10 protein-coding genes and 1 other RNA gene are annotated in these 13557 nt (G+C 43.9%); 10 read left to right on the top strand and 1 reads right to left on the bottom strand.

Annotation, left to right across the window (positions count from 1 at the left end; translation table 11 throughout):
* The first annotated feature begins 64 nt into the window (after nt 1-64).
* Nucleotides 65-898 carry a DUF4124 domain-containing protein gene (locus tag B3Q63_RS01205; RefSeq protein ID WP_296172847.1) on the top strand — a complete coding sequence of 278 codons (834 nt, stop codon included), beginning with the start codon at nt 65-67 and terminating at the stop codon, nt 896-898.
* A gap of 173 nt (nt 899-1071) precedes the next feature.
* Here B3Q63_RS01205 and B3Q63_RS01200 read toward each other — a convergent pair whose 3' ends face one another.
* On the bottom strand, nt 1072-1788 hold the full coding sequence (locus tag B3Q63_RS01200; protein WP_201620364.1) for an SIMPL domain-containing protein: 717 nt from the start codon (nt 1786-1788) through the stop codon (nt 1072-1074).
* Between the two features lie 267 nt (nt 1789-2055).
* On the opposite strand from B3Q63_RS01200, the gene ffs reads away from it, so the two are divergent.
* From ffs to B3Q63_RS01155, 9 genes are all read left to right on the top strand, one after another.
* Nucleotides 2056-2152: signal recognition particle sRNA small type (ffs, locus tag B3Q63_RS01195), an RNA gene on the top strand.
* Nucleotides 2153-2360: 208 nt separating this feature from the next.
* Nucleotides 2361-2957 carry a LemA family protein gene (locus B3Q63_RS01190; RefSeq protein ID WP_296172844.1) on the top strand — a complete coding sequence of 199 codons (597 nt, stop codon included), beginning with the start codon at nt 2361-2363 and terminating at the stop codon, nt 2955-2957.
* Between the two features lie 50 nt (nt 2958-3007).
* Entirely contained in the window at nt 3008-6151 is a 3144-nt protein-coding gene (locus B3Q63_RS01185; RefSeq protein ID WP_296172842.1) for a M48 family metalloprotease, read from the top strand.
* A gap of 84 nt (nt 6152-6235) precedes the next feature.
* Complete coding sequence (locus B3Q63_RS01180) at nt 6236-7108, top strand: hypothetical protein (RefSeq protein WP_296172839.1); 873 nt, start codon at nt 6236-6238, stop codon at nt 7106-7108.
* Nucleotides 7109-7208: 100 nt separating this feature from the next.
* The gene (gene serC / locus B3Q63_RS01175; protein ID WP_296172837.1) at nt 7209-8318 is read left to right on the top strand and encodes a 3-phosphoserine/phosphohydroxythreonine transaminase; all 1110 of its coding nucleotides are present in this window, start codon (nt 7209-7211) and stop codon (nt 8316-8318) included.
* Between the two features lie 290 nt (nt 8319-8608).
* A complete protein-coding gene (locus B3Q63_RS01170; RefSeq protein ID WP_296172906.1) occupies nt 8609-10441 on the top strand; it encodes an extracellular solute-binding protein in 1833 nt (610 codons plus the stop codon).
* Nucleotides 10442-10573: 132 nt separating this feature from the next.
* Nucleotides 10574-11353 (top strand): hydroxyacylglutathione hydrolase, encoded by a 780-nt coding sequence (gene gloB / locus B3Q63_RS01165; protein ID WP_296172836.1) that lies wholly within the window; start codon nt 10574-10576, stop codon nt 11351-11353.
* A 42-nt stretch (nt 11354-11395) separates the two neighbouring features.
* Entirely contained in the window at nt 11396-12466 is a 1071-nt protein-coding gene (locus B3Q63_RS01160; RefSeq protein WP_296172834.1) for a microcin C ABC transporter permease YejB, read from the top strand.
* Nucleotides 12466-13548 carry an ABC transporter permease gene (locus B3Q63_RS01155; protein ID WP_296172832.1) on the top strand — a complete coding sequence of 361 codons (1083 nt, stop codon included), beginning with the start codon at nt 12466-12468 and terminating at the stop codon, nt 13546-13548. The genes B3Q63_RS01160 and B3Q63_RS01155 overlap by 1 nt, the downstream gene beginning before the upstream one ends.
* The last annotated feature ends 9 nt before the right edge of the window (nt 13549-13557 follow it).

Here is a 13557-nt window from a genome sequence, read left to right as displayed (position 1 = left end):
TAAAAATATCGCATAATGGTTTCATCTATATATTAATAATAAATATCTACTAGGCTAACTGACTATGATTGCATCATTAAAAAGTACGGTTTTTAATAAAAGGTTGTCGCTAAGTCTGCTGACAGGGCTCATCATTAGCACGGCCAGTCTTTACGCGCCGATGGCAAATGCCGCTGCTATTTATAAAGTTGTCGATGAAAAGACCGGTCAAGTCACCTTTACCGACCGTCCGCAGAACTATGAACAGCAAGCAGGCAAGCAAATTAGCCAAACCAGTGTCATGACTGGCAGCGACAGTGTGGGTGCAAATAGTTCTAGTCAAACAAGTAATACCAACAATCAGCCTGTCAATACCGCCCAAGCGCCTGCAGCCGCCAATACCACTGCCACCGCTGCCAACAGTGACTCAACCGCTAATAAAGCGCCCATTAACTATCAGCTGACCATGACAGAGCCTAGCGAAGAACGGGCGTATCGTCGTCCCGTACAAACTATTGAGGTAAAGGTGCAAGTAAAACCTGCTCTACAAGTGGGCGATAGTGTGAGCATTTACTTAGATGGAAACGAGGTGGCGCAGGGTTTAAGCGCCTCGATTGCAACTGTCGATATTCTGCCGGGTACACATAACGTTAAAGCCGTGATAAAAAATAAAAAAGGGCAGATAGCAAAACAGGTCGAGCGTACCGTTTATGTCATCCAAAATACGCAAACCTTGCAAAAAAATAAAAAATTAGCAGAGCAGCTTTTGGCGTATCAGCGTCTGCCTTGGTATCAAAAAGTGTTGCTAAAAATGCGTCAAGATGGCAAACAGCCTAATATGTTGTCATTTACTAAGCCAATAGTTGATAAACCCATAGTTGATACACCCATGACGCTTGAAGAACCGGTAAAAAAATAACTCTGTATCACTGTGTTAAAGGCTAGTAGTGAAAGGTTAACAGTGAAAAGATAGCGGCAACCCATTAACAATAATTGCTGGATATAAAATAAGGGCAATCACTGAAAGCAGTGATTGCCCTTATTGGTAGAAGTTAGTAATAATATATATTGCTTAACTCATTACCTCTGCGTTTATTTCGTTAACTCAATCGTACCATTCGCAGTCACTGAAATGGTACTGTTGCCCGATTCAAAGCTTTGGCTTGGTACTGAGGCATCCGCCGCTTCAGCTTTCATATTCATCGCGCTATACATAGGGCGAGGGTAGTTGCTACCGGTATTTAGATTGACAGTGACGACGCGATAGCCACGCGCATCCCATGCACGAGTCAGGTTTTTAGCCTGCTGCTGAAAAGCGCGAGAAGCATCGGTCATAAGCTTTTGCTCTAGCGCATCTTTTTTAGCGTCTGAAACCCCAAAGTTTAGGTTTTCCATCACTAAGGTCTCTTGCAAGTCTGCAATCAGCTGACTGGTCGCGGCAAAGTCAGTGCTCTTTAAATCGATGCTGGCTTGTCCTGTCCAACCAATGATTTTGTCATTTTTATCATAGCGCGGATAAGTGCGCTGCTGACCAGTACTAACCGTCACACTAGGATAGCGTTTAGCGATTTTCATCGCATTGTTGATAGAGGTGTTGAGGGTGGTGGCTAGCGTCTTAGCATCTGTTGCCTGTGCTTTTTTATACATACTGGCGCGAACTTCATCGTTCTGGACTTCTTCTTTGACTTCTGTCTGAAAAGTCAACTGATCATAGCCTGTGGGTTCTGCATGGGCGCTACCCATCATCGCGGTCAGTAGGGCGGCTGTACCCGTAGCAAGTGCGGCTTTGTTCATCCAAGTGTTTTTCATAATTATCTCCTAATGAGTGCTAGTAATGGTAATCTCAATTATCTGAGTCACATTGATTTACGTTGTTATAATGCGCATTGTTATATCGGCTGTTGTTTGTGTTCATTTTTTATTCAACAGACCTTAGGTAAAATAGCAAAAAATAAAGGGGTTGCTGTGAGAATTTTGTCACTTAAGTTACAGGCTCATTGAGTCTCTAAAGCAAACAGTTTGACGATAGGGGTTGTAATAATAAAAAATTCTTGTATAATCTGCAACTGGTGGCTCCATTGGTAGCCTCGCAACATTGTTCTATGAATCCCGCCAGGACCGGAAGGTAGCAACGGTAATAGTTATAATGTGTGCCGAGGATGTGCTGATGGAGTCGCTTTTTTTTGCCTAAAATTTGCTGATAGTCCTGCTATATCGTTTTAAACGAGTCAAACCTAATAATAAGTCCTTCATTGTAAAGGGCTTTTTTTTCGCCTGCATTTCGTCTGATTTTGGACTTTGAGCAATATATATGGGGTAAAATACATTGTAGTAACCTTTATTAACAATAGTATGAGTACAAAACTTTTTGGAGTCTGATAATGAAAATGTTTGTTTGGTTATTCATTGCAGTGGTCATATTGATTGTGGTTTTTGGGGTGTCAGTATTTAATAAGCTGGTACGTGCCCGTAACCAAGCAAAAAATGGCTTTGCGCAAATCGATGTGCAGCTAAAGCGCCGTCATGATTTGATTCCAAATTTGGTCGAAACCGCTAAGCGTTATCTGATCCATGAAGAAGAAACGCTGACCCGCGTGATTAGCGCGCGTAATCACGCTCAGAGTCTGCAAGATTCTACTAAGCATCAGCCAGATTCGCTTGAACATATGGCGTTGTTTGCCAAAGCAGAGGGTATGTTGTCGAAAGCCTTGGGGCAATTCTCAGCGGTTGTGGAGGCTTACCCTGAATTAAAAGCGGATAGCATGATTAAAGAGTTGATGGATGAGCTGACCAATACCGAAAACCGGATTGGCTTTGCCCGTCAGCATTATAATGACAGCGTGATGTTTTATAACAATGACCGTGAAATGTTCCCAAACAATCTTGTCAGTAGCACCTTTGGCTTTCGTCCACTTAGCCCGTTGGTGTTTGAAGACAGAAAGGCAATTGCTCAAGCACCTGTTGTCGATATGGGCTGATATTTACATAATGTCAAATGCACTTAGTTATGGTTAGGTAAGAGTAATAGATGGATTTTTTTGGTGCACAGCGTACCCGTACTCAGCGCAGCTTGTTGCTTTATGGGCTATTTTTTCTGATTGTCTTTGCCCATATTGCGGTGGCACTTGGTGTTATGGCGCTGCTGCTGACGCTATTTACCGGTGGCATTTATCATTGGGTATTAATACTGGTGGTCGTATGGACAATCGGTAGCTTTGTTGCGGGCAGTTTTTTAGAGTATAGACGCTTAAAAGCAGGTGGTCGTGCGATTGCTCAGCGCGTGGGCGCGGTGCGATTGTTTATCGACCACAGCCAAGATGCTTGGGAGCATAGTCAAGGCATTGCCCATCAGCATCAGCCTGCAGCAAAGGTTCGCTTTAGTGCCCGACATATTGCGGTGCGTGATGAGCGTGATTTCCCGCCTGTCTATCGGCGTTATTATGAGATTGCCCAGCAGCTAGCCATTGCTTCGGGTTTGCGTATGCCGATTCTCTATGTGCTGCCTGATGAACAAGGTATCAATGGCTTTGTGGCGGGTCGCCATAGCCAAGATATGGTGCTCGTCGTCACCCAGGGCGCACTTGATAAGCTATCTGATGAGGCGCTATACGGGCTGATAGGGCATGAGTATGGTCATATCTTACATGGCGATGCGACGTTTAATTTACAGCTAATGGTGGTGTTAGCAGGCTTGCAATTACTCTATGACTGGAGTGATTCTATTAGTAATTTTGGTTCTGGTTATAAAGTCAGTCATAAAAACAGTCAGCAAAACTATTTTGATGGCTCTTTTATTAATAGTGCGGTCAATCAAAGCAACCCTTTATCGCAAAGAGCGATTGATAGCCATGCGCGTAGCACTGAAGCGCAGACAGCAAACTTTACCACTCATAGTGAATGGGTCGCCTACTGGCAAAGCCAATCACAAGGCCAGCAATCATCAGCTAAGAGCCAGTCACGATGGCTACAACATAATAATAGGTTTGATAGTCAAGCACCGCGCAATATTTGGACATTATTAATACATGGATTGAGTTTTTCTAGTATGGCCAGTGCGCAACTGATTAAGCATAGCTTTAACCGTGAGCGCGAGTTGCTTGCCGATGCGACCAGTGTGCAGCTGACACGTTCGCCGGCTATTATGGAAACCTTAAAGGCCATTCATCAAGATGCGCTTGGTTCGCGCTTAACCGGCATCGCCGATATCAATGGATTAAGTCATTTCTTTTTTGCCAGTAGTGGTGCCGATTTGGGTGACGTATCGTGGTTTGCCACGCATCCAAGTTTGGCTGAGCGCATGAGTGCTATTAACGAGAATGCTTATCATGATTTCGCGGTGCAGGTTGCTAAAGAAAAACGCATCAATCAACAAAAGATTAAAGAGATATATGAGCAGCGCCGCTTAGGTGATTGGGGCGTGATAGTAGCAAATAGCCTAAGCAATAATAAACAAGAGAAAAATGCACGTCAAACTCTAGTAACTGCTGCTCAGTCAGCGTCAGATATTTATAAAAGCGCGACCGATAAAAACCGCTGTTCGGCTGAGAAAAGACTTAATAGTAACTTCAATGATGTTATTGAAAAAGATGCTATTAAAAAAGAAATCGCTACCTTTTCTACTAGTGAAATGCAGAACGAACTGCAAGGCAATAACGGGCTTGAATTTGTTGTAGAGCAAGATGTTGTTATTGATGAGCGTTTGCAGGTACAAGCAGAAGATATCGGTACTCAGCAGTTGCTTAAGCCATGGCAAGCTAAGCCTGATAGTGATTTGCCCTCAGATACCTTGATTGGTATCGAGGACATACAAAAAGTCTCGCTACCGCAGTATGTGCTCAGTCATAGTTATCACCCGCTGGGGGCGCAAGCTCTGATTGAGTCCGTGCTACTTTGTCATCAGGGTTGTGTGCTGTCAACAACAGCAACTTATGATTTAACTGATATCTGGCTTGGGCTTGCTAACGATGGAACCTCTGCTGCTGAAACTAATACAAGCGGCAACACACAAATTTTACCGCATACACTCGATCATAAATTATTAGCGGCAGTAGCAAATCTTGATCGGCGTCTAGACAGCGCTTTGATTGCGTTGCCGTTAAAGCAACTACGCCAGCATGATTTATCAGAAAGTGTTATTGATGAATTGCGCTTAAAATATGAAGCCAGTCATAGCAATCAAGATCATCAACATTATGTGCAGCAAAAAAAGTGTCGTACGATGCTATTGCGTTATCAGCAAGGCATCATTCAGCTGTTTGAAAACTCCCTAACGGCTGATTTAAGCCAAAATATCGCTGATAATATAGATAATGATGACTCTATTGATAAGTCTCAATCATTATTAAATCCTTTAGAGAATACCTATTCTCGGTCGCCAGCGATTTTAGCGTTATGGCAGGCGCTACAGCTGCAGCAATTGTTACCCGTATTGTCTGCCGTATTAAACGATACACAGGTTCAGTCGCATCTTCACCCTCAATATCCATACTATCAATGGCAGCAAGTATTGCACGCTGGCACGGATGATATTTATGCTCAGCTTGACCCGTCAGGACAGGTGTTTGATGGTCTCGATATTGCCGCGAGAACAATGCTTACTTTATTGGCTTATCGCTTATCAAAGGATGCCAAAGGGCAGATAATATCTGCACTAGATAGCTCAGTACCTATCTCAACACCTATTTCAGTGCTCAGCTACAATAGTGCTAGCGTTGCTCATTATCTTGTAGATTTACGCCGTCATGCACGTTTGATTGATATTGATTTAGCAGCCGTTAGTGAGGCAAATTTGCAATGGTTGTTATTGACTGCGCAAAGTTTAAATAGTGTTCAATTACTGGCATTGATAGAAGCCGTACCTATTTTTATAGCATCTGCCAGTCAATCATCTAGTCCTAAAGCCAAAGGTGATGATAATTATCGACAGAGGCAACAGGGCGGCGCTCAAATAGATTATAATGCTCATATACAGGACGGCAATGCAGATAGGGCAGATAGTGTAGATAAGGTGGGCAATGATAGTACGCGCCATTTTTATGCTTATCATACGTACCGGCAATGGCTGAGTACGTTGCATACAGTGATGTTACACGATACGATAGTCAGTCAAGATGAGTATGATTGCTTGACCGAGCTTGCCAATCACTGGCTAGGCGTTCGGCAGCTTTTTTGAGCAATGTCATTAATTGCATTTGAGTATTCTTTTGATAGTAAAAGCCTGTAAATCCATTTTAGATAAGTAGGATAGTAAATAAGCATGAGTGATATCCAAGACCCGCTAATTGTATTGCAGCATCGTATGCAGCAGCGCCAGATTTTAGCGATGATGGGTATCAATCAGTGGGTGCAGCCAAGCTCTGAGACATTGAGTATCGCGGATATTTCTGCGCCTGCCTTGCCTGATGCGGTTACAGCTAACGCTAGCATTGCATCTCATTCTACTGCTTCTACAACGAGCACTGAACAGCCAAGCCTTGAATCTTCTAATATTGAATCCCCAAATATTAATGCCATATCAGATATGGTAGATGATGAGTCTAATCATTCTTATGATGACGCTAATGAGACAGGTTTAAGTCATTCTGACCAACAAAGCCCCGTTACCTATAGTTTTGACTCGACTACCCCTGACATCTCTAAGCCCGCCGTTACCTCACTTGTAAATACTGTCGTTCAGCAAGCTGCGATTGATAATGTAAATAACGCTTCAAGCTTTGAAGATAGCAGTTTTAAAGAGAATAACTTTAAAGACGATAGCTTTAAAAAGGTAGTACCATTTGATTTACAAGGTGGTCGCTATGGCGATTGGGTAATTTTGGTTGATATTCAAGCCCTTAATCATGACAGTCAAAAGCTTTGGCAGAATATCACCCAAGCGCTATCCATCAGTTGTGAGACAACCTCATTTCCTATTTGTGAAGGTATGGATACAGCTGAGCTTGCTAATGCTAGCCTTGCAGGATATGTCTTTAAGATTGGTCGTCGCGAAGAGATAAAAGTGGCGGCATTGACTGCCTTGCCTGACGGCCTTGAGCATCCGAACCTTTCTACTGTGCCCACGCTCGATGACATGCTTACTGATAGTAGCCTTAAACGTCAGCTGTGGGAGCAGTTGTCGAGCCATAATTAAAGGCTTGCCACTTACTATGACAGAGATTAAAAAATAACGATAACATTCACCTTTAACCTTTAATAACCACGATGATTTCATCATATTTAGGATAATGATTATGACCACTAAAGCCGCTCCTAACCGTGTACCCAATTTTTCAGCGGGACCTGCCACCATACCGACCGCCGTCTTATCACGCGCTCAAGAAGAGTTGCTTGATTGGCAGGGACGCGGTATGTCGGTCATGGAAGTGAGTCACCGTAGTAAAGAATACATCGCGATTACCGAAAAAGCTGAAGCCAAATTGCGCTCGTTGATGAACATTCCAGACAATTATAAAGTGCTGTTTTTACAAGGCGGTGCCAGCTTACAGTTTTCAGCGATTCCATTAAACCTGTTAAATGGTGGCCGCGCAGACTATCTAACGACAGGTACTTGGTCTGGTAAAGCGGTTAAAGAAGCACAGCGTTATGCCAAACTGGGTCTGGGCGAGGTTAACGTGGTGGCAACGGGTAAAGACAGTAAATTTACCGACGTAGCAGCCCAAAGCGATTGGAACCTAAGCGAAGATGCGGCGTATTTCCACTACTGCGCTAATGAGACCATTCATGGTTTGCAGATTTTTGAGCCACCACAAGTCGATGCGCCGATTATCGCCGATATGTCCTCTTGCATTTTGTCACAGACAATCGACGTGTCTAAATTTGGCATGATTTACGCGGGTGCGCAAAAAAATATCGGGCCAGCAGGATTAATCATTGTCATTATTCGTGAAGATTTATTGGGCAAAGCAAGTGAATGGTGTCCATTGCTGATGAACTATGAACATCAGGCGGAAAAAGAGTCAATGTCAAACACGCCAGCGACGTATTCTTGGTATTTAGCAGGGTTGGTATTTGATTGGTTAGAGGAGCAGGGCGGCGTTGCTGCTATCGGTGAAATCAACCAACAAAAAGCTGATTTGCTCTATAAAACGATTGATGATAGCAGCTTTTATAGCAATCCAGTTGACCCCAAATATCGCTCTATCATGAACGTGCCTTTCACGTTAGCAGACAGCAGCCTTGACAAAGTATTCTTAGAAGAGTCAGCGGCAGCAGGTTTGATGAATCTAAAAGGTCACCGCGATGTTGGCGGAATGCGTGCCAGTATTTATAATGCAGTGTCGCTAGATTGGGTACAGCAATTGGTTGACTTTATGATCGCCTTTGAAAAAAAGCACGCTTAAGTTAGCACAGGTTTTAAAACAAAAGACGCAACTTTTATGAGCTGCGTCTTTTTTTATGCGTATTAGTGTTTTTTAAGCTGCATAATCCGTCATGTAGCAACCTTAACGCTGCAAAATATTAGGTTAAAAAACCTAAGTTTGTTATGATAAAATTTTGCAGCACTTACGATACGTCATATACGTCATATTTTTTCAGCTTTTATTTCATAAGCGGTCGGTGGCTTTCAGTAACTGGTTAAATGCTCAATATATTCATTCGGTCTGACAAAAGGGTTTGTTATAACTTTATGATGCTAAAAAATACCATGCTAAAAGCCGTCTTGCTTGCCATTACTATCAGCTGGATACCTGCTAGTATTGCTGCGCCAATCACTACGACTGCGCTTGGGCATAATAGTACCACTGAATATATTGACGTGCCGTTTATGCCTTATGCCAATCCCAATGCGCCCAAGGGTGGCACATTATCGCTTGAGGCACGCGGCACCTTTAATGCAGCCAATAAATGGATGACCACAGGTGTGGCGATGGTTGGTACGGACTATCTGTATGATACCTTGATGACAGGCTCACTCAATGAAGCCTTTACCATGTATCCGCAGCTGGCGAATAAAGTCACGTATGACCCTGATGATACCAGTTGGATTATTTACCATGTTAATCCTGCTGCGCGCTTTTGGGACGGGTCGCCAGTGACCAGTAGTGACGTCAAAGCCACTTATGATGCGATACTGACTAAAGGCCCAATGTATATTCGCAGTTATTTAGGCGATATTAAAGACATTGAAATTATCGATAAGCAGCGGGTAAAGTTTGTTTTTAAGTCTGATGAAAATAAAGAGATTTTATTAACGGTCGGGCAATTCCCTATTTTTGCTAAGTCATCGATTGATACAGATTTTGAGAAAATCACCTTAACGCCGCTCATGGGCAGTGGTCCTTATAAGCTTGGCCGCGTCGATGCGGGGCGCGCGGTCAGCTATGTGCGTGATCCCAATTATTGGGGCCGTGATTTGATGGTTAATCGTGGTCGCTATAACTTTGATATGATTAAGTTTGTCTATTATCAAAGTGATGAGATTGCTTTTGAGGGTTTTAAATCTGGGCAATATCGCTTCCGCCCGGAAAACAAAGCCTCTAATTGGGCAACAGGTTATAATTTCCCAGCTGTCAAAGCTGGTCTGATTAATAAAGAAACCATAAGCAGCGAAAATCCAGTACCGATGCAGGGTCTGGTGATGAATATGCGACGTCCCATCTTTCAAGATATTCGCGTCCGCCAAGCATTGACGGCAGCTTATGATTTTGAGTGGATGAACAAAACTTTATTCCATGGGCAGTATGAGCGCTTACAAAGCTTCTTTCATGGCTCAGAGCTTGCTGCTACTGGTACGCCATCTGCGGCTGAGATGCAGATATTAAGCCCATTGCTGGCCAAGCTTGAACCGATTCAGCGACAAGCGGTATTAACGGAATGGCGATTGCCAACCAGTGACGGTAGCGGCTTTAATCGTAAAGCCTTATTAGAGGCGCGCCAGCTGTTGCTAGATGCTGGCTTTTATTATCAAGATATGAAGTTATATCAGCCAAATGGCAAGCTTGCTCAGATTGAAATTTTGATGACAGGCGAGACCATGGGGCGCGTGCTGTTGCCTTATATCCGCAATCTAAAGCGTTTGGGGTTTGACGCGACCTTACGTCAAGTCGATGGGCCACAATATTACGAGCGTATGCGCCGTTTTGACTATGATATGGTGGTCGACGTCTTTGCACAGAGCTTATCACCTGGTGCTGAGCAGGCGGCGTTTTGGGGCAGTGTAGCCGCTGATGAAGCGGGCAACGCCAATACCATCGGTATTAAAAATATAGTGATAGATGAGGTCACAAGCGCACTTGCAAATGCTGAGAGCCGTGATGAGATTGTTTTATATACGCACGTACTTGATCGCCTGCTACGGGCAGGACATTATTTAGTCCCTTTATACGGCAAACCTAGCACCAATGTTGCCTACTGGAATCAATATCGTCATACTGCAAAGCTCCCGACCAATGCTATCGGTATCGATTATTGGTGGACAGATAAAGAAGCAGAAGCTCGCGTTAATCTATACTTAAAGCAATAGTTTAAAATAATGGCTTAAAACAGTTATTTAAAAATTATCATTTAAACCAGTAAATAAAATCGTGTTTCATTTGGTTTTTAAAATTTAATAAAAAACATCAGTAATAAAGACAATCACTGCTAAGGATTTTATATGAGTATTCGTATTCACCCCATTAAAGCGTTCAATGACAACTATATTTGGACACTCATTAATGAAAATAATAAGCAGGCGATTGTCATTGATCCGGGTCAAGCCGAGCCAGTTATCGCCTATTTAGAAGAAAACGGCTTAGAGCTGACGTCCATCTGGACCACGCATCATCACCATGATCATATCGGAGGCGTCGCCGAGCTACAAGAATCTTATCCAATGACTCATTTGGTTGCGCATACCGAGCACAATGTCGATGAAGATCAAACTATTAAAGACGGCAGTACGGTCAGTGCTTGGGGCTGTGCCGCGCAAGTATGGGATGTGTCCGGTCACACCGCAAGCCACGTGGCATATATTTTGGATATCGATGGACAGAAGCATTGTTTTTGCGGTGATACCTTGTTTAGTGCCGGTTGCGGACGCGTCTTTACCGGCACGATTGAGCAATTGCATGACAGCTTTAAGCGTTTAAATGGCTTGCCAGCTGAGACGCTGCTGTATCCAGCCCATGAATATACTGCCAGCAACTTACGCTTTGGCTTATCTATTGAACCGGCTAATGAAGCGATGCAGCAAGCGCTTGCGCAAGCAGAAGAAAAAACCGCCCAAGGTATCCCGACGCTGCCAGTCACTTTAGAGCATGAACGCGCAATCAATGTGTTTTTGCGTACGCAAGAGCCAAGTGTGATAGCAGGGGTGAAGTATAAAGTCACTATCGATGATGACAAGTCTTTGACGGTGTTCGCCGCGTTACGTGAGCTTAAAAATAACTTCTAAATACTAAGTTGTCATCTCTCTTTATTTTAGGAAGCCGCCATTATGGGTCGTTATATCTTAAAAAGGTTATTACTGATATTACCGACGCTATTTTTGATATTGCTGGCGAACTTTGTCATTGTCCAAGCGGCGCCGGGCGGCCCTGTTGAGCAGCAACTGGCACTTATTGAGCAAAGCGCAAAAGACAGTGCGCTAAGTGGTAATCTTGGCGCGGGTAGTGCCGGTGGCAACAATAGCACTTACCAAGGTACGCGTGGTCTATCTGAGGAGATGGTGGCGGCGATTAATGCGCAATATGGCTTTGATAAGTCAGCCCCTGAGCGTTTTTGGCTGATGCTAAAGAATTACGCCAAGCTTGATTTTGGTGAGTCGTTTTTTAAAGGTCAATCGGTGACGGATTTGATTGTCGAGAAGCTGCCCGTATCCATCTCGCTTGGGCTTTGGAGCACGCTGCTGATTTATATGATAGCCATTCCACTGGGCGTGTATAAAGCCATGCATCATGGCTCAGGGATTGATAAAGCCACGGCGATGCTGCTTGCTATCGGCCATGCGATACCTGTTTTCGTATTTGCCGTCATATTACTAGTATTTTTTGCTGGTGGCAGCTACTGGAATATCTTTCCGCTGCAAGGATTAACTTCCGAAAATTTTGATCAATTAAGTCTATTAGGTAAAGTGAAAGATTACTTTTGGCATCTGGCGCTACCGCTCCTAGCAAGTACCGTTGGCGGCTTTGCTGGCTTGACTTATTTGACCAAGTTTAGCTTTTTAGAGGAGCTCGGTAAGCAATACGTCCTCACCGCGCGTGCCAAAGGCTTGGGTGAGCGCCAAGTGTTATACGGTCATGTCTTTCGTAATGCCATGCTGATTATTATCGCCGGTATCCCAGCGGCAATCGTTGGTATTTTCTTTGCCGGTAATTTTTTGATTGAGATTATCTTTAAACTTGATGGTTTGGGCTTGTTAGGTTTCGAAGCCATTCAGCAGCGTGATTATCCGGTGATATTCGGTACGCTGTTTATCTTTACTTTGGTCGGATTGTTATTACAGTTAATCAGTGATTTGAGTTATCACTTGATTGATCCGCGTATTGATTTTGAGGGGCGCTAATGTCAAGTCATCCATTATCTTCAACGCCCTCAACCGCATCTCCTATTGGCCTAGGAAAAAAACGCCGCCTAAATCCTATCTGGCAAGCGCGCCTAAACCGTTTTCGTCATAATCGCCTTGGTGTCATATCGCTGTTTATTTTTGCGCTGATATTCGTCATTTGTATGGCAGCCAATGTCATTGCCAATGACAAGCCGCTACTGGTGCAGTATCAAGGTGATTATTATTTCCCCGTTCTAAAAGCCTATCCTGAAACAACTTTTGGCGGGGTGTTTGAGACTGAAACCAACTATAAAGACCCTGCGGTGCAAACGCTGATTGATGAGCAGGGCTTTTATATTATGCCGCCCATTCCATTTGCCGATCAGACGCCAAACGTTGAGTTAGGTATTCCGTATCCGGCCGCGCCGAATAGCCAGAACTGGCTTGGTACCGATGACTTAGGTCGCGATGTGCTGGCACGGATACTTTATGGGTTGCGGGTATCGTTATTGTTCGGTATCGCCTTAACGCTTGCGGGTGCACTCATTGGCCTTATCGTTGGTGCGATACAAGGGTATTACGGTGGCTGGGTAGATTTGGCAGGGCAGCGCTTTATGGAAGTATGGGGCGGTATGCCGCAGCTGTTTATGATTATTATTTTGGTCAGCTTATTTAGCCCTAGTATCTTTATGCTGTTTGCCATGATGTTGTTATTCGGCTGGATGGGGTTAGTCGGTTTGGTACGGGCGGAGTTTTTGCGGGCGCGTAACTTTGATTATGTCCGTGCTGCTCGTAACCTTGGGGTGTCAGACAGTCAAATCATGCTCAGGCATATCTTGCCTAATGCCTTAGCTTCAAGCTTGTCACAACTGCCGTTTATTTTAACGGCTAATATTATTGCTTTAACAGCTCTAGACTTTTTAGGGTATGGCTTGCCACCTGGTTCACCGTCGCTTGGTGAGCTGATGGTACAAGGGAAAAACAACCTCGATGCCCCATGGCTTGCGCTATCTGGATTCTTTAGCTTAACCTTTATCTTATCATTGCTAATCTTCGTTGGCGAAGCGCTACGTGATGCCTTTGATCCGAGGCGCTCGTGATATGACAAC

This window comes from Psychrobacter sp. UBA2769, assembly GCF_002352555.1.
GTDB classification, from domain to species: Bacteria; Pseudomonadota; Gammaproteobacteria; order Pseudomonadales; family Moraxellaceae; genus Psychrobacter; species Psychrobacter maritimus.
Note: the sequence above shows the minus strand (reverse complement) of the source record. Positions and strands in the feature narration are given on the sequence as shown.